This is a genomic window from Escherichia sp. E4742 (assembly GCF_005843885.1).
GTDB lineage: Bacteria > Pseudomonadota > Gammaproteobacteria > Enterobacterales > Enterobacteriaceae > Escherichia.
Genome location: NZ_CP040443.1, coordinates 2,757,822 through 2,781,022 on the forward strand (window position 1 = coordinate 2,757,822; position 23,201 = coordinate 2,781,022).

Annotated in this window: 23 protein-coding genes; 22 read left to right on the top strand and 1 reads right to left on the bottom strand. The window is 52.5% G+C overall.

What is annotated here, in order from left to right; all coding sequences use genetic code 11:
• The first annotated feature begins 133 nt into the window (after positions 1 to 133).
• On the top strand, positions 134 to 187 hold the full coding sequence (locus tag FEM44_RS13490; RefSeq protein ID WP_100699686.1) for a hypothetical protein: 54 nt from the start codon (positions 134 to 136) through the stop codon (positions 185 to 187).
• Here the strand turns inward: FEM44_RS13490 and queG are convergent.
• The gene (queG, locus tag FEM44_RS13495) at positions 170 to 1,309 is read right to left on the bottom strand and encodes a tRNA epoxyqueuosine(34) reductase QueG (RefSeq protein WP_130205981.1); all 1,140 of its coding nucleotides are present in this window, start codon (positions 1,307 to 1,309) and stop codon (positions 170 to 172) included. The two genes, FEM44_RS13490 and queG, sit on opposite strands and share 18 nt — an antisense overlap.
• On the opposite strand from queG, the gene nnr reads away from it, so the two are divergent.
• From nnr to FEM44_RS13600, 21 genes are all read left to right on the top strand, one after another.
• Positions 1,308 to 2,855, top strand: coding sequence for a bifunctional ADP-dependent NAD(P)H-hydrate dehydratase/NAD(P)H-hydrate epimerase (nnr, locus tag FEM44_RS13500; RefSeq protein WP_135523641.1), 1,548 nt, complete (start codon positions 1,308 to 1,310; stop codon positions 2,853 to 2,855). The two genes, queG and nnr, sit on opposite strands and share 2 nt — an antisense overlap.
• Positions 2,827 to 3,288 (top strand): tRNA (adenosine(37)-N6)-threonylcarbamoyltransferase complex ATPase subunit type 1 TsaE, encoded by a 462-nt coding sequence (gene tsaE, locus FEM44_RS13505; RefSeq protein WP_069913368.1) that lies wholly within the window; start codon positions 2,827 to 2,829, stop codon positions 3,286 to 3,288. Before nnr ends, tsaE begins: the two co-directional genes overlap by 29 nt.
• 18 nt (positions 3,289 to 3,306) lie before the next feature.
• The gene (amiB, locus tag FEM44_RS13510) at positions 3,307 to 4,641 is read left to right on the top strand and encodes an N-acetylmuramoyl-L-alanine amidase AmiB (RefSeq protein ID WP_135523642.1); all 1,335 of its coding nucleotides are present in this window, start codon (positions 3,307 to 3,309) and stop codon (positions 4,639 to 4,641) included.
• Positions 4,642 to 4,650: 9 nt separating this feature from the next.
• Positions 4,651 to 6,516 (top strand): DNA mismatch repair endonuclease MutL, encoded by a 1,866-nt coding sequence (mutL, locus tag FEM44_RS13515; protein WP_135523643.1) that lies wholly within the window; start codon positions 4,651 to 4,653, stop codon positions 6,514 to 6,516.
• A complete protein-coding gene (gene miaA / locus FEM44_RS13520) occupies positions 6,509 to 7,459 on the top strand; it encodes a tRNA (adenosine(37)-N6)-dimethylallyltransferase MiaA (protein WP_001280345.1) in 951 nt (316 codons plus the stop codon). Before mutL ends, miaA begins: the two co-directional genes overlap by 8 nt.
• A gap of 85 nt (positions 7,460 to 7,544) precedes the next feature.
• Positions 7,545 to 7,853: an RNA chaperone Hfq gene (gene hfq / locus FEM44_RS13525; RefSeq protein WP_001051883.1), complete on the top strand. Its 309-nt coding sequence runs from the start codon at positions 7,545 to 7,547 to the stop codon at positions 7,851 to 7,853.
• A gap of 75 nt (positions 7,854 to 7,928) precedes the next feature.
• The gene (gene hflX, locus FEM44_RS13530) at positions 7,929 to 9,209 is read left to right on the top strand and encodes a ribosome rescue GTPase HflX (RefSeq protein ID WP_105290100.1); all 1,281 of its coding nucleotides are present in this window, start codon (positions 7,929 to 7,931) and stop codon (positions 9,207 to 9,209) included.
• Between the two features lie 85 nt (positions 9,210 to 9,294).
• Positions 9,295 to 10,554, top strand: a complete 1,260-nt coding sequence (hflK, locus tag FEM44_RS13535) for an FtsH protease activity modulator HflK (RefSeq protein WP_000312488.1) — start codon at positions 9,295 to 9,297, stop codon at positions 10,552 to 10,554.
• A 2-nt stretch (positions 10,555 to 10,556) separates the two neighbouring features.
• On the top strand, positions 10,557 to 11,561 hold the full coding sequence (hflC, locus tag FEM44_RS13540) for a protease modulator HflC (RefSeq protein ID WP_001232411.1): 1,005 nt from the start codon (positions 10,557 to 10,559) through the stop codon (positions 11,559 to 11,561).
• 81 nt (positions 11,562 to 11,642) lie between these two features.
• Positions 11,643 to 11,840 (top strand): DUF2065 domain-containing protein, encoded by a 198-nt coding sequence (locus FEM44_RS13545; RefSeq protein WP_001089300.1) that lies wholly within the window; start codon positions 11,643 to 11,645, stop codon positions 11,838 to 11,840.
• A gap of 103 nt (positions 11,841 to 11,943) precedes the next feature.
• A complete protein-coding gene (purA, locus tag FEM44_RS13550) occupies positions 11,944 to 13,242 on the top strand; it encodes an adenylosuccinate synthase (RefSeq protein WP_135523644.1) in 1,299 nt (432 codons plus the stop codon).
• A gap of 206 nt (positions 13,243 to 13,448) precedes the next feature.
• A complete protein-coding gene (gene nsrR, locus FEM44_RS13555; RefSeq protein WP_001177639.1) occupies positions 13,449 to 13,874 on the top strand; it encodes a nitric oxide-sensing transcriptional repressor NsrR in 426 nt (141 codons plus the stop codon).
• A 38-nt stretch (positions 13,875 to 13,912) separates the two neighbouring features.
• A complete protein-coding gene (rnr, locus tag FEM44_RS13560; RefSeq protein WP_135523645.1) occupies positions 13,913 to 16,354 on the top strand; it encodes a ribonuclease R in 2,442 nt (813 codons plus the stop codon).
• Between the two features lie 180 nt (positions 16,355 to 16,534).
• Positions 16,535 to 17,266 (top strand): 23S rRNA (guanosine(2251)-2'-O)-methyltransferase RlmB, encoded by a 732-nt coding sequence (gene rlmB / locus FEM44_RS13565; protein ID WP_001293282.1) that lies wholly within the window; start codon positions 16,535 to 16,537, stop codon positions 17,264 to 17,266.
• 126 nt (positions 17,267 to 17,392) lie between these two features.
• Complete coding sequence (locus FEM44_RS13570; protein ID WP_135523646.1) at positions 17,393 to 17,794, top strand: YjfI family protein; 402 nt, start codon at positions 17,393 to 17,395, stop codon at positions 17,792 to 17,794.
• 17 nt (positions 17,795 to 17,811) lie between these two features.
• Positions 17,812 to 18,510 carry a PspA/IM30 family protein gene (locus FEM44_RS13575; RefSeq protein ID WP_135523647.1) on the top strand — a complete coding sequence of 233 codons (699 nt, stop codon included), beginning with the start codon at positions 17,812 to 17,814 and terminating at the stop codon, positions 18,508 to 18,510.
• 49 nt (positions 18,511 to 18,559) lie between these two features.
• Positions 18,560 to 19,219 (top strand): YjfK family protein, encoded by a 660-nt coding sequence (locus tag FEM44_RS13580; protein ID WP_135523648.1) that lies wholly within the window; start codon positions 18,560 to 18,562, stop codon positions 19,217 to 19,219.
• Between the two features lie 17 nt (positions 19,220 to 19,236).
• Positions 19,237 to 19,632: a DUF350 domain-containing protein gene (locus FEM44_RS13585; RefSeq protein ID WP_135523649.1), complete on the top strand. Its 396-nt coding sequence runs from the start codon at positions 19,237 to 19,239 to the stop codon at positions 19,630 to 19,632.
• Between the two features lie 12 nt (positions 19,633 to 19,644).
• Positions 19,645 to 20,283 carry a DUF1190 domain-containing protein gene (locus tag FEM44_RS13590; RefSeq protein ID WP_135523650.1) on the top strand — a complete coding sequence of 213 codons (639 nt, stop codon included), beginning with the start codon at positions 19,645 to 19,647 and terminating at the stop codon, positions 20,281 to 20,283.
• A gap of 2 nt (positions 20,284 to 20,285) precedes the next feature.
• On the top strand, positions 20,286 to 21,449 hold the full coding sequence (locus FEM44_RS13595) for a glutathionylspermidine synthase family protein (protein WP_135523651.1): 1,164 nt from the start codon (positions 20,286 to 20,288) through the stop codon (positions 21,447 to 21,449).
• Positions 21,450 to 21,532: 83 nt separating this feature from the next.
• On the top strand, positions 21,533 to 23,158 hold the full coding sequence (locus tag FEM44_RS13600; RefSeq protein ID WP_135523652.1) for an isovaleryl-CoA dehydrogenase: 1,626 nt from the start codon (positions 21,533 to 21,535) through the stop codon (positions 23,156 to 23,158).
• Positions 23,159 to 23,201: the final 43 nt, after the last annotated feature.

Consider the following 23,201-nt stretch of genomic DNA (forward strand, 5'->3'; position numbering starts at 1 on the left):
GGCTGTAATCTTAATTTCAGAAAAACTTCGCACGGTGAATAGTAATTTTTTAACCTGTTGATATATAAGTTGAAAATTAAGATTGTATTTTGTCGTATCGATCACTTGACGATGATATTCGTCTTGAATTGCAATGCGTTTTTATTTTTATTCACAAGCTGTGGATGAATCAGGCGTCACGTGGTAGTCCCTTTTCAATTACACGAACCAGACGCTGTTTTTTTGGTAATTGCACTTCGACCACGCACGCATTTCGTCTCTCGATTTGCTGCGCAATCGCCCACGCTATATGCTCATCAAGAAGTGGGTGCTCACCTTTACGACTTTCCAGCGCCGTCAGAATCGCTTCATCCCAGGGCGCATTGCCTAATGCTACGGCGATATTACGCAGCCAACGCAGGTGACCTATACGGCGAATCGCCGATCCTTCCGTGACTTTTAAGAATTTCTCTTCGCTCCATGCAAAAAGCTCAATGAGTTCCGGTGCGTGTAGTGGTTTGCGCGGGCTGAAATCGTCTTCAGTTGTCAGTTGTGAATAGCGATTCCACGGGCAGATAAGCTGACAGTCATCACAGCCGTAAATACGGTTTCCCATTAACGGTCGCAACTCTTCCGGGATAGCCCCTTCCAGCTCAATCGTCAGATAAGAAATACAACGGCGAGCATCGACGGTATATGGCTCGACGATGGCGCCGGTCGGGCAAATCGTCATACAGGCCACGCATTTACCGCATCCTTCCTCGACCGGTTGATCCACGGGCAGAGGAATATCGACCAGCAATTCACCTAAAAAGAAGAACGAACCGGCCTCGCGATTGAGGATAAGTGAGTGCTTACCTGTCCAGCCAAGTCCAGCTTTTTCAGCTAACGGGCGCTCGAGAATAGGCGCAGAATCGACAAACGGTCTAAAATTCAGCGAAACACAATGTTGCTGAATCATCTCGCCCAGCTTTTTGAGTCGGTTGCGCAGAAGCTTGTGATAGTCACGGCCCAGCGCATAACGGCTAACATAGCCGAGTTTGGGATTTTTCAGCGTGCTGGCAAATGCGGCGTTGGCAGGAAGATAATTCATCCGCACGCTGATCACGCGCAGCGTACCGGGCAATAACTCGTGGGGGCGGGCGCGCAGCATACCGTGACGCGCCATCCAGTCCATTTCGCCGTGGTACTGTTTGTCCAGCCATGCTTGCAGTTTGGGCTCGGACTCGCTGAGATCGGTATCGGTAATACCCACCTGCTGGAAGCCCAGTTCCAGTCCCCACTGTTTAATTTTTTGCGCTAACTGATTGAGATCGAGGGGCTCTGACATGACGGACCATACAATGAAGAAAAACCCCGTAAGTATACCACACACCGTCTGGCACGCCGACGATATCCGACGTGGCGAACGCGAGGCGGCAGATGCGCTGGGGCTAACGCTCTATGAGCTGATGCTTCGCGCTGGCGAAGCCGCATTTCAGGTGTGTCGTTCGGCTTATCCTGACGCCCGCCACTGGCTGGTGCTGTGCGGTCATGGTAATAACGGCGGCGATGGCTACGTGGTCGCGCGGCTGGCCAAAGCGGTCGGCATTGATGTCACGCTGCTGGCCCATGAAAGTGACAAACCGTTGCCGGAAGAGGCCGCGCTGGCACGCGAAGCATGGTTAAACGCGGGAGGCGAGATCCATGCTTCGAATATTGTCTGGCCCGAATCGGTAGATCTGATTGTTGATGCGCTGCTCGGCACCGGATTGCAGCAAGCGCCGCGCGAATCCATTAGCCAGTTAATCGACCACGCTAATTCCCATCCTGCGCCGATTGTGGCGGTTGATATCCCTTCCGGCCTGTTGGCGGAAACCGGCGCCACGCCAGGTGCGGTGATCAACGCCGATCACACCATCTCCTTTATTGCGCTGAAACCTGGTTTGCTCACCGGGAAAGCGCGGGATGTTACCGGACAACTGCATTTTGACTCGCTGGGGCTGGATAGCTGGCTGGCAGGTCAGGAGACGAAAATTCAGCGGTTTTCTGCTGAACAACTTTCTCTCTGGCTGAAACCGCGTCGCTCGACTTCGCATAAAGGCGATCACGGGCGACTGGTGGTTATTGGTGGCGATCATGGCACGGCGGGGGCTATTCGTATGACGGGAGAAGCGGCACTGCGTGCTGGCGCTGGTTTGGTCAGAGTGCTGACCCGCAGTGAAAACATTGCACCACTGCTGACCGCGCGCCCGGAATTGATGGTGCACGAACTGACTGCGGAATCCTTAACTGATAGCCTGGAATGGGCCGATGTGGTGGTGATTGGCCCTGGTCTGGGTCAGCAAGAGTGGGGGAAAAAAGCCCTGCAAAAAGTGGAGAATTTTCGCAAACCGATGTTGTGGGATGCCGATGCATTGAACCTGCTGGCAATCAATCCCGATAAGCGTCACAATCGCGTGATCACGCCGCATCCTGGCGAGGCCGCACGGTTGTTAGGCTGTTCCGTCGCTGAAATTGAAAGTGACCGCTTACATTGCGCCCAACGTCTGGTACAACGTTATGGCGGTGTAGCGGTGCTGAAAGGTGCCGGAACCGTGGTCGCCGCCCATCCTGACGCCTTAGGCATTATTGACGCCGGAAATGCAGGCATGGCGAGCGGCGGCATGGGCGATGTGCTCTCTGGTATTATTGGCGCATTGCTTGGGCAAAAACTGTCGCCGTATGATGCAGCCTGTGCGGGCTGTGTCGCGCACGGTGCGGCAGCTGACGTACTGGCGGCGCGTTTTGGAACGCGCGGGATGCTGGCAACCGATCTCTTTTCCACGCTACAGCGTATTGTTAACCCGGAAGTGACTGATAAAAACCATGATGAATCGAGTAATTCCGCTCCCTGATGAGCAGGCAACATTAGACCTGGGCGAGCGGGTAGCGAAAGCCTGCGATGGCGCAACCGTAATCTATCTGTATGGCGATTTAGGCGCAGGTAAAACCACCTTTAGCCGGGGCTTTTTACAGGCTCTGGGTCATCAGGGTAATGTCAAAAGCCCCACTTACACGCTGGTCGAACCCTATACGCTCGACAACATAATGGTTTATCACTTTGATTTGTACCGCCTTGCCGATCCCGAGGAGCTGGAGTTTATGGGGATCCGCGATTATTTTGCCAACGATGCCATCTGCCTGGTGGAGTGGCCACAACAAGGTACAGGTGTTCTTCCTGACCCGGATGTCGAAATACACATTGATTATCAGGCACAAGGCCGTGAGGCGCGCGTGAGTGCGGTTTCCTCTGCGGGTGAATTGTTGCTGGCGCGTTTAGCCGGTTAACCTTTGAAAGGTGGCGGGATGATGTATCGCATCAGAAATTGGTTGGTTGCGACGTTGGTGCTGCTGTGCGCGCAGGCTGGCGCCGCGACGCTCTCTGATATTCAGGTTTCTAACGGCAACCAACAGGCGCGGATAACGTTGAGTTTTATTGGCGAGCCTGACTATGCGTTTAGCCATCAAAGCAAACGCACCGTGGCGCTCGATATCAAACAAACGGGCGTGATTCAGGGGCTGCCGTTGTTGTTCAGCGGTAATAATCTGGTGAAGGCAATTCGCTCTGGAACACCTAAAGATGCACAAACGTTGCGGCTGGTGGTCGATCTTACCGAAAACGGTAAAACCGAAGCGGTGAAGCGGCAGAATGGCAGCAATTACACCGTCGTCTTTACGATTAATGCCGATGCGCCGCCACCGCCTCCGCCGCCAGTGGTTGCGAAACGCGTTGAAACGCCTGCGGTTGTCGCGCCGCGCGTTAGCGAACCGGCGCGCAATCCGTTTAAAACAGAAAGCAACCGTACCACGGGTGTTATCAGCAGCAATACGGTAACGCGTCCGGCAGCGCGCACGACGGCTAACACTGGCGATAAAATTGTCATCGCTATTGATGCCGGACACGGCGGTCAGGACCCTGGTGCTATCGGCCCTGGTGGTACACGGGAGAAAAATGTCACCATCGCCATTGCGCGTAAATTACGTACCTTGCTCAATAACGATCCGATGTTTAAGGGCGTTTTAACCCGTGATGGGGATTACTTTATCTCGGTGATGGGGCGCAGCGATGTGGCACGTAAGCAAAACGCCAATTTCCTTGTGTCGATTCATGCCGATGCCGCACCAAACCGTAGTGCCACCGGTGCCTCCGTATGGGTGCTCTCAAACCGTCGCGCCAACAGCGAAATGGCAAGCTGGCTGGAACAGCATGAGAAGCAGTCGGAGCTGCTGGGCGGGGCGGGTGATGTGCTGGCGAACAGTCAGGCCGACCCGTACCTAAGCCAGGCAGTGCTGGATTTACAATTCGGTCATTCCCAGCGGGTAGGGTATGATGTGGCGACCAATATGATCAGTCAGTTGCAACGCATTGGCGAAATTCATAAACGCCGACCAGAACACGCCAGTCTCGGCGTTCTGCGTTCGCCGGATATCCCGTCAGTACTGGTCGAAACTGGTTTTATCAGCAATAACAGCGAAGAACGTTTGCTGGCGAGCGACGATTACCAACAACAACTGGCAGAAGCCATTTACAACGGCCTGCGCAATTACTTCCTTGCGCATCCAATGCAGTCTGCGCCGCAGGGTGCAACGGCACAAACTGCCAGTACGGTGACGACGCCAGATCGCACGCTGCCAAACTAAGGATTATTGATGCCAATTCAGGTCTTACCGCCACAACTGGCGAACCAGATTGCCGCAGGTGAGGTGGTCGAGCGACCTGCGTCGGTAGTCAAAGAACTGGTGGAAAACAGCCTCGATGCGGGCGCGACGCGTATCGATATTGATATCGAACGCGGTGGGGCGAAACTTATCCGCATTCGTGATAACGGCTGCGGTATCAAAAAAGATGAGCTCGCGCTGGCACTCGCGCGTCATGCCACCAGTAAAATCGCCTCTCTGGACGATCTCGAAGCTATTATCAGCCTGGGCTTTCGCGGTGAGGCGCTGGCGAGTATCAGTTCGGTTTCCCGTCTGACGCTCACTTCGCGTACCGCGGAGCAGCAGGAAGCCTGGCAGGCTTATGCCGAAGGGCGCGATATGGACGTGACAGTTAAACCGGCGGCGCATCCGGTGGGTACGACGCTGGAAGTGCTGGACCTGTTCTACAATACCCCGGCGCGGCGCAAATTCTTGCGCACCGAGAAAACCGAATTTAACCATATCGATGAAATCATCCGTCGCATCGCGCTGGCGCGTTTTGACGTCACTATCAACCTGTCGCATAACGGCAAAATCGTACGCCAGTACCGCGCAGTGCCGGAAGGCGGGCAAAAAGAACGCCGTTTAGGGGCGATTTGTGGCACCGCTTTTCTCGAACATGCGCTGGCGATCGAATGGCAACACGGCGATCTCACGTTGCGCGGCTGGGTGGCTGATCCGAATCACACCACGCCCGCACTGGCGGAAATTCAGTATTGCTACGTTAATGGGCGCATGATGCGCGATCGCCTGATTAATCACGCGATCCGCCAGGCCTGCGAAGACAAACTGGGCGCCGATCAGCAACCGGCGTTTGTGCTGTATCTGGAGATCGACCCGCATCAGGTGGACGTCAACGTGCACCCCGCTAAACACGAAGTGCGTTTCCATCAGTCGCGTCTGGTGCATGACTTTATCTATCAGGGCGTGCTGAGCGTGCTACAACAGCAACTGGAAACGCCTTTGGCGTTGGACGATAACGCCCAGTCAGCACCGCGCCATATACCCGAAAACCGCGTGGCAGCAGGGCGTAATCACTTTGCTGAACCGGCAGTTCGTGAGCCAGTGGCTCCGCGTTACTCTCCGTCTTCATCTCCTGCGCCTGCAACAAGTAGCGGCAGCCGTCAGGCTGCCCCGTGGCCGAACGCGCAACCGGGCTACCAGAAACAGCAAGGTGAAGTGTATCGCCAGCTGTTGCAAACGCCTGCACCGATGCACAAACCAAAAGTGCAAGAATCGCAGGAACTTACGCTGGCTGCGAATGGTCAAAGCTTTGGTCGGGTGCTGACTATCGTCCATTCGGACTGTGCGCTGCTGGAACGTGACGGCAATATTTCACTTTTAGCCCTGCCGGTGGCGGAACGCTGGTTACGTCAGGCACAGTTAACGCCGGGAGATGCGCCGGTCTGCGCTCAGCCGCTGCTTATTCCGCTGCGGCTAAAAGTCTCTGGTGAAGAAAGATCGGCCTTAGAAAAAGCGCAGTCTGCACTGGCGGAATTGGGTATTGAATTTCAGTCCGATGCGCAGCATGTGACCATCAGGGCCGTGCCTTTACCCTTACGCCAACAAAATTTACAAATCTTGATTCCTGAACTGATAGGCTACCTGGCGAAGCAGTCCGTATTTGAACCTGGCAATATTGCGCAGTGGATTGCACGAAATCTGATGAGCGAACATGCGCAGTGGTCAATGGCTCAGGCCATTACCCTGCTGACGGACGTAGAACGGTTATGTCCGCAGCTTGTGAAAACGCCGCCGGGTGGTCTGTTACAATCTGTTGATTTACATCCGGCGATAAAAGCCCTGAAAGATGAGTGATATCAGTAAGGCGAGCCTGCCTAAGGCGATTTTTTTAATGGGGCCGACGGCCTCCGGTAAAACGGCGTTAGCTATTGAGCTGCGTAAAATTTTACCAGTAGAGTTGATAAGCGTTGATTCTGCCCTTATTTACAAAGGGATGGATATCGGGACGGCGAAGCCGAACGCTGAAGAATTACTCGCCGCGCCGCACCGATTGCTGGATATTCGCGATCCGTCGCAGGCTTATTCGGCCGCTGATTTTCGCCGCGATGCGCTGGCGGAGATGGCCGATATCACGGCGGCGGGGCGGATCCCGCTGTTAGTGGGCGGTACGATGTTGTATTTCAAGGCATTGCTGGAAGGGTTGTCGCCACTACCGTCGGCGGACCCGGAAGTACGGGCCAGAATTGAGCAACAGGCGGCAGAGCAAGGTTGGGAGTCATTGCATCGTCAACTTCAGGAGGTAGATCCGGTTGCGGCAGCAAGGATTCATCCAAATGATCCACAAAGGCTTTCCCGGGCACTGGAAGTTTTTTTCATTTCGGGTAAAACTTTAACGGAACTGACGCAAACGTCAGGAGACGCTCTACCGTATCAGGTGCATCAGTTCGCCATCGCCCCGGCGAGCCGTGAACTGCTCCATCAACGAATTGAGCAGCGTTTTCATCAGATGTTGGCTTCAGGTTTTGAAGCAGAAGTCCGGGCGCTTTTTGCCCGAGGAGATTTGCATACGGATTTGCCTTCCATTCGTTGCGTGGGTTATCGCCAGATGTGGTCTTACCTTGAAGGCGAAATCTCATACGATGAAATGGTTTATCGAGGTGTTTGCGCCACGAGACAGTTGGCGAAGCGGCAGATAACCTGGCTGCGTGGTTGGGAAGGGGTTCACTGGCTTGACAGTGAAAAACCAGAACAGGCGCGTGACGAAGTATTACAGGTTGTTGGTGCTATCGCAGGCTGAATGTGTACAATTGAGACGTATCGTGCGCAATTTTTTCAGAATCGAAAGGTTCAAAGTACAAATAAGCATATAAGGAAAAGAGAGAATGGCTAAGGGGCAATCTTTACAAGATCCGTTCCTGAACGCACTGCGTCGGGAACGTGTTCCAGTTTCTATTTATTTGGTGAATGGTATTAAGCTGCAAGGACAAATCGAGTCTTTTGATCAGTTCGTGATCCTGTTGAAAAACACGGTCAGCCAGATGGTTTATAAGCACGCGATTTCTACTGTTGTCCCGTCTCGCCCGGTTTCTCATCACAGTAACAACGCCGGTGGCGGTACCAGTAGTAACTATCATCATGGTAGCAGCGCGCAGAATACTTCCGCGCAACAGGACAGCGAAGAAACCGAATAAGGTTTCAGGCTGTTTTTTTACACGGGGAGCCAGCGATCCTGCGTTCCCCGCTGATCTATTTAGAGGGTTATACGCTTGTTTGACCGTTATGATGCTGGTGAGCAGGCGGTACTGGTACACATCTATTTTACGCAAGACAAAGATATGGAAGACCTCCAGGAGTTTGAATCTCTGGTTTCTTCCGCCGGTGTCGAAGCATTGCAGGTGATTACCGGTAGCCGTAAAGCGCCGCACCCAAAGTATTTTGTAGGTGAAGGTAAAGCAGTTGAAATTGCGGAAGCCGTAAAAGCGACGGGTGCTTCGGTCGTTCTTTTTGACCATGCCCTGAGCCCGGCGCAGGAGCGTAACCTGGAGCGTTTGTGCGAGTGTCGTGTTATCGACCGCACCGGCCTTATTTTAGATATTTTCGCCCAACGTGCGCGTACCCATGAGGGTAAGTTGCAGGTTGAGCTGGCGCAGCTGCGCCATCTGGCTACGCGCCTGGTGCGTGGCTGGACCCACCTTGAAAGACAGAAAGGCGGGATCGGTTTGCGTGGTCCGGGTGAAACCCAGCTCGAAACCGACCGTCGTTTGTTGCGTAATCGCATCGTACAGATACAGTCGCGCCTGGAAAGAGTTGAAAAGCAGCGTGAGCAGGGGCGGCAATCACGTATCAAAGCCGACGTTCCTACTGTTTCGCTGGTGGGATATACCAACGCCGGTAAATCTACCCTTTTCAATCGCATCACCGAAGCGCGGGTCTACGCGGCAGACCAGTTGTTTGCCACCCTCGACCCGACGTTGCGGCGTATTGACGTCGCAGATGTCGGTGAAACCGTGCTGGCAGATACCGTAGGGTTTATTCGCCACCTGCCGCACGATCTGGTGGCGGCGTTTAAAGCCACGTTGCAAGAGACGCGGCAAGCCACATTGCTGCTGCATGTGATTGATGCGGCGGATGTGCGTGTACAAGAAAACATCGAAGCGGTGAATACGGTTCTTGAAGAGATCGATGCTCACGAGATCCCAACTCTGCTGGTGATGAACAAGATCGATATGCTGGAAGATTTCGAACCGCGTATTGATCGGGACGAAGAGAACAAACCGATCCGTGTCTGGCTTTCCGCACAGACCGGAGCGGGGATACCACAGCTTTTTCAGGCTTTGACGGAGCGGCTTTCCGGCGAGGTGGCGCAGCATACATTGCGTCTGCCACCGCAGGAAGGGCGTCTGAGAAGTCGTTTTTATCAGCTTCAGGCAATAGAAAAAGAGTGGATGGAGGAAGACGGCAGCGTAAGTCTGCAAGTTCGTATGCCGATCGTTGACTGGCGTCGCCTCTGTAAACAAGAACCGACGTTGATCGATTACCTGATCTAACGGCGTAGCGTCTGAAGCGTGGAGTCATATCCTCTGGCGTCGAAAGACAACAGGGATCACCGCATAACAAATATGGAGCACAAACATGGCGTGGAATCAGCCCGGTAATAACGGACAAGACCGCGACCCGTGGGGAAGCAGCAAACCTGGCGGCAACTCTGAGGGAAATGGAAACAAAGGCGGTCGCGATCAAGGGCCACCTGATTTAGATGATATCTTCCGCAAACTGAGCAAAAAGCTCGGTGGTCTGGGCGGCGGTAAAGGCACCGGATCTGGCGGTGGCAGTTCATCGCAAGGCCCGCGCCCGCAGCTTGGCGGTCGTGTCGTTACCATCGCAGCGGCAGCGATTGTCATTATCTGGGCGGCCAGTGGTTTCTACACCATTAAAGAAGCCGAACGCGGCGTGGTAACACGCTTTGGCAAATTCAGCCATCTGGTTGAACCGGGTCTGAACTGGAAACCAACGTTTATCGACGAAGTAAAACCGGTGAACGTGGAAGCCGTGCGTGAACTGGCTGCTTCTGGTGTGATGCTGACGTCGGACGAGAACGTAGTGCGCGTTGAGATGAACGTGCAGTACCGCGTCACCAATCCGGAAAAATATCTTTATAGCGTGACCAGCCCGGATGACAGCCTGCGTCAGGCAACCGACAGCGCCCTGCGCGGGGTTATCGGTAAATACACCATGGACCGCATTCTGACGGAAGGTCGTACCGTGATTCGTAGCGATACTCAGCGCGAACTGGAAGAGACGATTCGTCCGTATGACATGGGCATCACGCTGCTGGACGTCAACTTCCAGGCAGCTCGTCCGCCGGAAGAAGTAAAAGCGGCGTTTGACGATGCGATTGCCGCGCGTGAAAACGAACAGCAATACATTCGTGAAGCAGAAGCGTATACCAACGAAGTTCAGCCGCGTGCGAACGGTCAGGCGCAACGTATCCTCGAAGAGGCGCGTGCGTACAAGGCCCAGACCATCCTGGAAGCTCAGGGTGAAGTGGCGCGCTTTGCTAAACTTCTGCCGGAATATAAAGCCGCGCCGGAAATTACTCGCGAGCGTCTGTATATCGAGACGATGGAAAAAGTGTTGGGCAACACCCGCAAAGTGCTGGTTAACGATAAAGGTGGCAACCTGATGGTTCTGCCGTTAGACCAGATGCTGAAAGGGGGTAACGCGCCTGCGGCGAAGAGCGACAACGGTGCCAGCAACCTGCTGCGTCTGCCGCCAGCCTCTTCCTCCACAACCAGTGGAGCAAGCAACACGTCGTCCACCAGTCAGGGCGATATTATGGACCAACGCCGCGCCAACGCGCAGCGTAACGACTACCAGCGTCAGGGGGAATAACGATGCGTAAGTCAGTTATCGCGATTATCATCATCGTGCTGGTAGTGCTTTACATGTCTGTCTTTGTCGTCAAAGAAGGTGAGCGCGGTATTACGCTGCGTTTTGGTAAGGTACTGCGTGACGATGACAACAAACCTCTGGTTTATGAGCCGGGTCTGCATTTCAAGATACCGTTCATTGAAACGGTGAAAATGCTCGACGCGCGTATTCAGACCATGGACAACCAGGCAGACCGCTTTGTGACCAAAGAGAAGAAAGACCTGATCGTCGACTCTTACATCAAATGGCGCATCAGCGATTTCAGCCGTTACTACCTGGCAACGGGCGGTGGCGACATTTCGCAAGCGGAAGTGCTGTTGAAACGTAAGTTCTCTGACCGTCTGCGTTCTGAAATTGGTCGCCTGGATGTGAAAGACATCGTCACCGATTCCCGTGGTCGTCTGACCCTGGAAGTACGTGACGCGCTGAACTCTGGTTCTGCGGGTACAGAAGATGAAGTTACTACCCCGGCAGCAGATAACGCCATTGCCGAAGCGGCAGAGCGCGTAACGGCTGAGACGAAGGGCAAAGTTCCGGTCATCAACCCGAACAGTATGGCGGCGCTGGGTATTGAAGTTGTCGATGTGCGTATCAAGCAGATCAACCTGCCGACCGAAGTGTCTGAAGCGATCTACAACCGTATGCGCGCCGAGCGTGAAGCGGTAGCACGTCGTCATCGTTCACAAGGTCAGGAAGAAGCAGAAAAACTGCGTGCGACTGCTGACTATGAAGTCACCAGAACGCTGGCAGAAGCAGAACGTCAGGGCCGTATCATGCGCGGTGAAGGTGATGCCGAAGCTGCCAAGCTGTTTGCAGACGCATTCAGCAAAGATCCGGACTTCTACGCATTCATCCGTAGCCTGCGTGCCTACGAGAATAGCTTCTCCGGTAATCAGGACGTGATGGTCATGAGCCCGGACAGCGATTTCTTCCGCTACATGAAGACGCCGAGCTCCGCGACACGTTAAGATAACGACTGCGGTACAGGTAAATAAAGCCACCGCATCCTCAGGGATGTCGGTGGTTTTCTTTTTCTATAAGGATAATGAATGAATTCGACAATCTGGCTGGCGCTTGCCCTGGTTTTGGTGCTGGAAGGTTTAGGGCCGATGCTTTACCCGCAGGCGTGGAAGAAGATGATCTCTGCGATGACCAATTTGCCCGATAATATTTTACGTCGTTTTGGTGGTGGACTTGTGGTTGCGGGCGTTGTGGTCTACTACATGTTGAGGAAAACGATTGGCTGAACAAAAAATAGACTGATTAAGGTCATTTTTGGATGCAAAAAGTGCTGTAACTCTGAAAAAGCGATGGTAGAATCCATTTTTAAGCAAACGGTGATTTTGAAAAATGGGTAACAACGTCGTCGTACTGGGCACCCAATGGGGTGACGAAGGTAAAGGTAAGATCGTCGATCTTCTGACTGAACGGGCTAAATATGTTGTACGCTACCAGGGCGGTCACAACGCAGGCCATACTCTCGTAATCAACGGTGAAAAAACCGTTCTCCATCTTATTCCATCAGGTATTCTCCGCGAGAATGTAACCAGCATCATCGGTAACGGTGTTGTGCTGTCTCCGGCCGCGCTGATGAAAGAGATGAAAGAACTGGAAGACCGTGGCATCCCCGTTCGTGAGCGTCTGCTACTGTCCGAAGCATGTCCGCTGATCCTTGATTATCACGTTGCGCTGGATAACGCGCGTGAGAAAGCGCGTGGCGCGAAAGCGATCGGCACCACCGGTCGTGGTATCGGGCCTGCTTATGAAGATAAAGTGGCACGTCGCGGTCTGCGTGTTGGCGACCTTTTCGACAAAGAAACCTTCGCTGAAAAACTGAAAGAAGTGATGGAATATCACAACTTCCAGTTGGTTAACTACTACAAAGTTGAAGCGGTTGATTACCAGAAAGTTCTGGATGATACGATGGCTGTTGCCGACATCCTGACTTCCATGGTGGTTGACGTTTCTGACCTGCTCGACCAGGCGCGTAAGCGTGGCGATTTCGTCATGTTCGAAGGTGCGCAGGGTACGCTGCTGGATATCGACCACGGTACTTATCCGTACGTAACTTCTTCCAACACCACTGCTGGTGGCGTGGCGACCGGTTCCGGCCTGGGTCCGCGTTATGTTGATTACGTCCTGGGTATCCTCAAAGCTTACTCCACTCGTGTAGGTGCAGGTCCGTTCCCGACTGAACTGTTTGATGAAACTGGCGAGTTCCTCTGCAAGCAGGGTAACGAATTCGGCGCAACTACGGGTCGTCGTCGTCGTACCGGCTGGCTGGATACTGTTGCCGTTCGTCGTGCGGTACAGCTGAACTCCCTGTCTGGCTTCTGCCTGACCAAACTGGACGTTCTGGATGGCCTGAAAGAGGTGAAACTCTGCGTGGCTTACCGTATGCCGGATGGTCGCGAAGTGACTACCACTCCGCTGGCAGCTGACGACTGGAAAGGTGTAGAGCCGATTTACGAAACCATGCCTGGCTGGTCTGAATCCACCTTCGGCGTGAAAGATCGTAGCGGCCTGCCACAGGCAGCGCTGAACTACATCAAGCGCATTGAAGAGCTGACCGGTGTACCGATCGATATCATCTCTACCGGCCCGGATCGTTCTGAAACCATGATTCTGCGCGACCCGTTCGACGCGTAATTCTGGGACGCCCGGCAGATATTTTGCCTGCTGGGCTAGCAGTGTGATACATTACTGTGTCGGGTAAGCCATTACGCTATCCGACACAGTGTTAAATCCTCGCTTTTTTCCTTCCCCAAACTGAAATAAATTAGCGACACAGCTTGTGGCTGGTTTATCATCAATATAAATGTATTTTTTCCCGATTTCCCTTTTTTGAGGTTGATGTGCAGTTAACGAGTTTCACTGATTACGGATTACGTGCGCTGATCTACATGGCATCATTGCCAGAAGGGCGGATGACCAGTATTTCTGAAGTGACTGACGTCTACGGCGTCTCCCGTAATCATATGGTCAAAATAATCAATCAACTTAGTCGTGCCGGCTACGTGACTGCTGTTCGTGGAAAAAATGGCGGCATTCGCCTGGGTAAACCGGCGAGTGCGATACGTATTGGTGATGTGGTGCGCGAGCTGGAACCTTTATCGCTGGTGAATTGCAGTAGTGAGTTTTGCCACATTACACCTGCCTGTCGGTTGAAACAGGCACTTTCTAAGGCCGTGCAAAGTTTTCTTACGGAACTGGATAACTACACGCTTGCCGATTTGGTTGAAGAGAATCAACCGCTTTATAAATTATTGCTGGTGGAGTGACGAAAATCTTCATCAGAGATGACAACGGAGGAACCGAGATGTCACAAGATCCTTTCCAGGAACGCGAAGCTGAAAAATACGCGAATCCCATCCCTAGTCGGGAATTTATCCTCGAACATTTAACCAAACGTGAAAAACCGGCCAGCCGTGATGAGCTGGCGGTAGAACTGCACATTGAAGGCGAAGAGCAGCTTGAAGGCCTGCGTCGCCGCCTGCGCGCGATGGAGCGCGATGGTCAACTGGTCTTCACTCGCCGTCAGTGCTATGCGCTGCCGGAACGCCTCGACCTGGTGAAAGGTACCGTTATTGGCCACCGTGATGGCTACGGCTTTCTGCGGGTTGAAGGACGTAAAGATGATTTGTATCTCTCCAGCGAGCAGATGAAAACCTGCATTCATGGCGATCAGGTGCTGGCGCAGCCGCTGGGCGCTGACCGTAAAGGTCGTCGTGAAGCGCGTATTGTTCGCGTACTGGTGCCAAAAACCAGCCAGATTGTTGGGCGCTACTTTACCGAAGCGGGCGTCGGCTTTGTGGTTCCTGACGACAGCCGTCTGAGCTTCGATATCTTAATCCCGCCCGATCAGATCATGGGCGCGCGGATGGGCTTTGTGGTGGTTGTTGAACTGACCCAACGCCCGACTCGTCGTACCAAAGCGGTGGGTAAAATCGTCGAAGTCCTTGGCGATAATATGGGCACCGGCATGGCGGTTGATATCGCTCTGCGTACCCATGAAATTCCGTACATCTGGCCGCAGGCTGTTGAGCAACAGGTTGCCGGGCTGAAAGAAGAAGTGCCGGAAGAAGCAAAAGTGGGTCGTGTCGATCTGCGCGATTTACCGCTGGTCACCATTGATGGCGAAGACGCCCGTGACTTTGACGATGCAGTTTACTGCGAGAAAAAACGCGGCGGCGGTTGGCGTTTATGGGTCGCGATTGCCGACGTCAGCTACTATGTGCGTCCGCCAACACCGCTGGACAGCGAAGCGCGTAACCGTGGTACGTCTGTGTATTTCCCTTCGCAGGTTATCCCGATGCTGCCGGAAGTGCTCTCTAACGGCCTGTGCTCGCTCAACCCGCAGGTAGACCGCCTGTGTATGGTGTGCGAGATGACCATTTCGTCGAAAGGCCGCCTGACTGGCTACAAATTCTATGAAGCGGTGATGAGCTCTCACGCGCGTCTGACCTACACCAAAGTCTGGCATATTCTGCAGGGCGATCAGGATCTGCGTGAGCAGTACGCGCCGCTGGTTAAGCATCTCGAAGAGTTGCATAACCTCTATAAAGTGCTGGATAAAGCCCGTGAAGAACGCGGTGGGATCTCATTTGAGAGCGAAGAAGCGAAGTTCATTTTCAACGCTGAACGCCGTATTGAGCGTATCGAACAGACCCAACGGAACGACGCACACAAGTTAATTGAAGAGTGTATGATTCTGGCGAATATCTCGGCGGCGCGTTTTGTTGAGAAAGCCAAAGAACCGGCATTGTTCCGTATTCACGATAAGCCGAGCACCGAAGCGATAACTTCTTTCCGTTCAGTGCTGGCGGAGCTGGGGCTGGAATTACCGGGCGGTAACAAGCCGGAACCGCGTGACTACGCGGAGCTGCTGGAGTCGGTTGCCGATCGTCCTGATGCAGAAATGCTGCAAACCATGCTGCTACGCTCGATGAAACAGGCGATTTACGATCCGGAAAACCGTGGTCACTTTGGTCTGGCATTGCAGTCCTATGCGCACTTCACTTCGCCGATTCGTCGTTATCCTGACCTGACGCTGCACCGCGCCATTAAGTATCTGCTGGCGAAAGAGCAGGGGCATCAGGGCAACACCACTGAAACCGGTGGCTACCATTATTCGATGGAAGAGATGCTGCAACTGGGTCAGCACTGTTCGATGGCGGAACGTCGTGCCGACGAAGCAACGCGCGATGTGGCTGACTGGCTGAAGTGTGATTTTATGCTCGACCAGGTGGGCAACGTCTTTAAAGGCGTTATTGCCAGCGTCACCGGCTTTGGTTTCTTTGTTCGTCTCGACGACCTGTTCATTGATGGTCTGGTCCACGTCTCTTCGCTGGACAATGACTACTATCGCTTTGATCAGGTGGGTCAACGGCTGATGGGCGAATCCAGCGGCCAGACTTATCGCCTGGGCGATCGCGTGGAAGTTCGCGTCGAAGCAGTTAATATGGACGAGCGCAAAATCGACTTTAGCCTGATCTCCAGCGAACGCGCACCGCGCAACGTCGGTAAAACGGCGCGCGAGAAAGCGAAAAAAGGCGATGCAGGCAAAAAAGGCGGCAAGCGTCGCCAGGTCGGTAAAAAGGTAAACTTTGAGCCAGACAGTGCCTTCCGCGGCGAGAAAAAACCGAAGCCGAAAGCGGCGAAGAAAGACGCGAGAAAAGCGAAAAAGCCATCGGCTAAAACGCAGAAAATAGCCGCAGCAACCAAAGCGAAGCGTGCGGCGAAGAAAAAAGTGGCAGAGTGATCATTACCCTCTTCAAACAGAAGAGGGTTAGATTGCTGACAAAATGCGCTTTGTTCATGCCGGATGCGGCGTGAACGCCTTATCCGGCCTACATAATCACGCAAATTCAATATATTGCAGGGATCATGTAGGCCGGATAAACGTAGTGCATCAGGCAAAACGTAAACAACGAGTACATTAATGAGCGAAATGATTTACGGCATCCACGCAGTGCAGGCCCTGCTGGAGCGCGCCCCTGAACGTTTTCAGGAAGTCTTTATTTTAAAAGGCCGTGAAGATAAACGTCTGTTACCGCTGATTCACGCCCTTGAGTCCCAGGGCGTGGTTATCCAGCTGGCAAACCGCCAATATCTCGATGAGAAAAGCGACGGTGCCGTGCATCAGGGCATTATCGCCCGTGTGAAACCAGGACGGCAGTATCAGGAAAACGATCTGCCGGATCTGATCGCTTCGCTCGATCAACCGTTCCTGCTGATCCTCGACGGTGTAACCGATCCGCACAACCTCGGCGCGTGCCTGCGTAGCGCGGACGCCGCTGGCGTTCATGCGGTGATTGTGCCGAAAGATCGCTCCGCACAGCTCAACGCCACGGCGAAAAAAGTAGCCTGCGGCGCGGCAGAAAGCGTTCCGCTGATTCGGGTGACTAACCTTGCGCGCACCATGCGTATGTTGCAGGAAGAGAACATCTGGATCGTCGGTACGGCAGGCGAGGCGGATCATACGCTCTATCAGAGCAAAATGACCGGACGCCTGGCGCTGGTGATGGGCGCGGAAGGTGAAGGTATGCGTCGCCTGACCCGTGAACATTGCGACGAGTTGATCAGCATCCCAATGGCTGGAAGTGTTTCTTCGCTGAACGTTTCGGTTGCGACTGGAATTTGCTTATTTGAAGCGGTTCGCCAGCGCAGCTAATCCCTCTGATTTAAGAAAAACCATCCAGATTTGGATGGTTTTTTTTTATCTATAGCTGGTAAGATAATTACGCTCTATAAATATTCACATTATTAATAATTAAATTTAATATATATGGAATAATATATGATATGGAATCCGTTGGCGCTGGCGACAGCGTTACAAGCTGTACCTGAACAAAATATTGATGTAACAAATAGTGAAAATGCATTGATTATTAAAATGAATGATTATGGCGATTTGCAAATCAATGTTCTTTTTACTTCTCGCCAGATGATTATCGAAACATTTATTTGTCCGGTAAGCTATATCAATAATCCAAATGAATTTAATACATTCCTTTTAAGAAATCAGAAAATTATGCCGCTATCATCGGTAGGGATCTCCAGTGTACAACAGGAAGAGTATTACATCGTTTTCGGGGCGTTATCGCTTAAATCTTCCCTTGAAGACATCCTGCTGGAGATAACCACGCTGGTGGATAACGCATTGGATCTGGCTGAAATTACTGAAGAATATTCACACTAATTACAAGGAAAGTATTTATGGGAATTTTAAAAAGTTTATTTACGCTGGGTAAATCTTTTATCTCTCAGGCAGAAGAATCCATTGAAGAAACCCAGGGCGTGCGCATGCTGGAACAACATATTCGCGACGCTAAAGCTGAACTGGATAAAGCGGGAAAATCGCGCGTCGATCTGCTGGCGCGGGTGAAATTAAGTCACGATAAGCTGAAAGATTTACGCGAGCGTATAACCAGTCTGGAAGCTCGTGCACTGGAAGCATTAAGCAAGAACGTTAATCCGTCGTTGATTAACGAAGTCGCTGAAGAAATCGCCCGCCTTGAGAATCTTATTACCGCTGAAGAACAGGTGTTGTCGAATCTGGAAGTTTCCCGCGATGGCGTGGAAAAAGCCGTTGCGGCGACGGCACAACGTATTGCCCAATTTGAACAACAAATGGAAGTCGTTAAGGCCACTGAAGCTATGCAACGTGCGCAGCAGGCTGTGACGACATCTACAGTCGGCGCATCTTCCAGCGTTTCGACAGCGGCAGAGTCATTAAAACGCCTGCAAACGCGTCAGGCTGAACGTCAGGCTCGACTGGATGCTGCCGCACAGCTGGAGAAAGTCGCAGACGGTCGCGACCTTGACGAAAAGCTGGCGGAAGCCGGAATTGGCGGCACCAATAAAAGTAGCGCCCAGGATGTACTGGCGAGACTGCAACGCCAACAGGGCGAGTAATTTTTTGCCAGCCTCACTAAAAGGCTGGCAACTATTTTAAGGATAAAATATGTCTGGTTTTTTCCAGCGCCTGTTTGGTCAGGCTGATAAGCCTGCTATTACTCGCGGTCCGCTGGGACTCCATCTCAATAGTGGCTTTACGCTCGATACGTTAGCGTTTCGTTTGCTGGAAGAGGCATTGCTGATCGAGTTACCGGGAGAAGAATATACCGTTGCCGCCGTCAGCCGCATCGATCTGGGCGGCGGTAGCCAGATTTTCCGCTACTACACTTCGGGCGATGAATTTCTGCAAATCAATACCACCGGCGGCGAATATATTGATGACATTGATGATATCAAGCTCTTTGTCTATGAAGAGAGCTACGGTATCAGTAAAGAGAGTCACTGGCGCGAGGCGATCAACGCCAAAGCGATGGGGGCAATGACCTTAAACTGGCAGGAAAAACGCTGGCAGCGATTTTTTAACAGCGAAGAACCGGGAAATATTGAACCCGTTTACATGCTGGAAAAAGTAGAAAATCAAAACCATGCCAAATGGGAAGTGCATAATTTTACCATGGGCTACCAACGGCAAGTGACCGAAGATACTTACGAATATTTGCTGTTAAATGGTGAGGAATCTTTTAACGATCTCGGCGAGCCGGAGTGGTTATTTTCGCGCGCGCTGGGTGTCGATATCCCGCTGACATCACTTCATATTATTGGTTAATTACAAGGACGTTTACAATGCATATACTGGATTCACTTCTTGCCTTTAGCGCCTATTTTTTTATTGGCGTGGCTATGGTGATTATTTTTCTGTTTATCTATTCTAAAATTACACCGCACAACGAATGGCAGTTAATCAAAAACAATAATACCGCGGCGTCACTGGCGTTCAGCGGTACATTGTTGGGTTACGTGATCCCGTTATCCAGTGCGGCAATCAATGCGGTGAGTATTCCAGACTATTTCGCCTGGGGTGGGATTGCATTGGTGATTCAGTTACTCATTTTTGCTGGTGTCAGACTTTATATGCCCGCATTAAGCGAAAAAATTATTAATCACAATACCGCAGCAGGAATGTTTATGGGAACCGCCGCACTGGCTGGCGGTATTTTTAACGCAGCTTGTATGACATAGTAATGGACGATCATGGCCAGAAAACGCAAATCAAGAAATAGCAGTAAAATTGGTCACGGAGCGATCAGTCGCATTGGTAGACCGAATAATCCTTTTGAACCGCGTCGCAATCGCTACGCACAAAAATACTTAACGTTGGCGCTAATGGGCGGTGCCGCTTTTTTCGTATTGAAAGGTTGTGGCGATAGTGGTGATGTCGATAACGACGGCGACGGAACGTTTTACTCGACTGTGCAGGATTGTATTGATGACGGTAATAATTCAGACATCTGTGCTCATGGCTGGAACAATGCCAAAGCGGCATTTTATGCCGATGTTCCGAAGAATATGACTCAGCAGAATTGTCAGTCTAAGTACGAAAATTGCTACTACGACAATGTTGAACAGAGTTGGATTCCCGTCATTTCAGGATTTTTGTTAAGCCGGGTTATTCGTAAAGATCGCGATGAGCAGTTTGTCTATAACAGCGGCGGTTCCTCTTTTGCTTCCCGCCCCGTCTGGCGCAGCACTTCCGGTGATTACTCCTGGCGCTCCGGTTCTGGCAAAAAAGAGTCTTACTCTTCGGGCGGCTTTACCACCAAAAAAGCATCTACCGTTTCTCGCGGCGGCTATGGTCGTTCTTCCAGCGCCCGTGGGCATTGGGGAGGGTAATCATGCTGAGACATAACGTTCCTGTTCGGCGGGATCTTGACCAGATCGCCGCCGACAACGGTTTCGACTTTCATATCATCGACAATGAAATCTATTGGGATGAGAGTCGGGCTTACCGCTTTACCCTGCGCCAGATTGAAGAGCAGATCGAAAAGCCCACTGCGGAACTGCACCAGATGTGCCTCGATGTGGTGGATCGCGCGGTTAAAGATGAACAGATCCTGACGCAACTGGCGATCCCGCCGTTGTACTGGGATGCGATCGCTGAAAGCTGGCGCGCGCGCGATCCTTCACTGTATGGTCGGATGGATTTTGCCTGGTGTGGTAATGCGCCGGTGAAGCTGCTGGAGTACAACGCCGATACGCCGACTTCGTTGTATGAGTCGGCATATTTCCAGTGGCTATGGCTGGAAGATGCCCGGCGCAGCGGTGTTATTCCGCGTGATGCCGATCAGTACAATGCCATTCAGGAACGCCTGATTTCGCGCTTTAGCGAGCTTTATAGCAGGGAGCCGTTTTATTTTTGCTGCTGTCAGGATACCGACGAAGACCGGACTACCGTGCTCTACTTGCAGGACTGCGCCCAGCAGGCAGGACAGGAGTCGCGGTTTATCTACATTGAAGATCTTGGTTTGGGCGTCGGTGGCGTGCTGACCGATCTTGATGATAACGTCATCCAGCGTGCATTTAAGCTGTATCCGCTGGAGTGGATGATGCGTGACGATAACGGTCCGCTGCTGCGCAAGCGCCGTGAGCAATGGGTGGAGCCGTTATGGAAAAGCATATTGAGTAATAAAGGGCTAATGCCGCTGCTTTGGCGCTTCTTTCCTGGTCATCCTAATCTTCTGGCGTCCTGGTTTGAGGGCGAAAAACCGCAGATCGCCGCTGGCGAAAGCTATGTGCGTAAACCGATCTACTCACGTGAAGGCGGCAACGTCACCATTTTCAACGGTCAGAATAATGTCGTTGACCACGCTGATGGTGATTACGCCGATGAACCGATGATCTACCAGGCGTTTCAACCGCTGCCGCGATTTGGCGATAGTTACACGCTGATTGGTAGCTGGATTGTCGATGATGAAGCGTGCGGTATGGGTATCCGCGAAGATAACACGCTGATCACTAAAGACACTTCGCGTTTTGTTCCGCACTACATTGCGGGTTAAGAATGTTTTAGCAATCTCTTTCTGTCAGGAATCCGTGGCAGTGACCATACTAATGGTGACTGCCATTGATGGAGGGAGACACAGTGCACTGGCAAACTCACACTGTTTTTAATCAACCTATACCCTTAAATAACAGCAATTTATACCTGTCTGATGGCGCGCTCTGCGAAGCGGTAACGCGCGAAGGCGCTGGCTGGGATAGCGATTTTCTCGCCAGTATTGGTCAGCAACTCGGAACGGCAGAATCCCTTGAACTGGGGCGGCTGGCAAATGTGAATCCGCCTGAATTGTTGCGCTACGACGCACAGGGACGCCGTCTGGACGATGTGCGTTTTCACCCTGCCTGGCACCTGCTGATGCAGGCGTTATGTACCAATCGGGTGCACAATCTGGCCTGGGAAGAAGACGCTCGCTCTGGCGCATTTGTGGCGCGGGCGGCGCGTTTTATGTTACACGCGCAGGTTGAGGCCGGGTCGTTATGTCCGATAACCATGACCTTTGCCGCTACGCCATTGCTGTTACAGATGTTGCCAGCGCCGTTTAAGGACTGGACCACGCCGCTATTGAGCGATCGCTACGATTCCCACCTATTGCCCGGCGGGCAAAAACGCGGCTTGTTGATTGGCATGGGAATGACGGAAAAGCAGGGCGGCTCTGATGTTATGAGCAATACCACTCGCGCCGAACGTCTGGACGATGGGTCTTATCGGCTGGTGGGGCATAAATGGTTTTTCTCGGTGCCACAAAGCGACGCGCATCTGGTGCTGGCACAGACCTCGGGCGGTTTGTCCTGCTTTTTTGTGCCGCGATTTTTGCCTGACGGGCAACGCAACGCGATTCGCCTGGAGCGCCTGAAAGATAAGTTAGGTAATCGTTCCAATGCCAGTTGCGAAGTGGAGTTTCAGGATGCCATTGGCTGGTTGTTGGGTCAGGAAGGGGAAGGGATTCGCCTGATCCTGAAAATGGGCGGGATGACGCGTTTTGATTGTGCTCTGGGTAGCCATGCCATGATGCGCCGTGCGTTCTCGCTGGCGATATATCACGCTCATCAACGCCATGTATTTGGTAATCCGTTAATCGAACAGCCCCTTATGCGTCATGTCTTAAGTCGCATGGCGCTTCAGCTTGAAGGGCAAACAGCGTTGTTGTTTCGTCTTGCACGAGCGTGGGATCGGCGTGCCGATGCCAAAGAAGCCCTGTGGGCGCGCTTATTTACGCCTGCGGCGAAATTTGTTACCTGCAAACGTGGCATTCCGTTTGTGGCTGAAGCGATGGAGGTACTGGGCGGTATTGGCTATTGCGAAGAGAGCGAACTACCGCGACTTTATCGGGAGATGCCAGTGAACAGCATCTGGGAAGGCTCTGGCAATATTATGTGTCTGGATGTGCTGCGCGTTCTTAATAAGCAAGCGGGCGTATACGACTTGCTGTCGGAAGCGTTTATGGAAGTGAAAGGGCAAGATCGTTATTTCGATCGCGCGGTTCGTCGTTTACAGCAGCAGCTGCGTAAGCCAGCTGAAGAACTGGGGCGAGAGATTACTCATCAGCTATTCCTGCTGGGCTGCGGCGCGCAAATGTTGAAATATGCTTCTCCGCCAATGGCGCAGGCGTGGTGTCAGGTGATGTTAAATACGCGCGGTGGCGTGCGGTTGTCAGAGCAGATCCAGAATGATTTATTGCTGCGGGCGACGGGGGGAGTGTGTTTGTAAGCGTATACGACGGATGCGACGCTGGTTTCGATTAACTAAATGA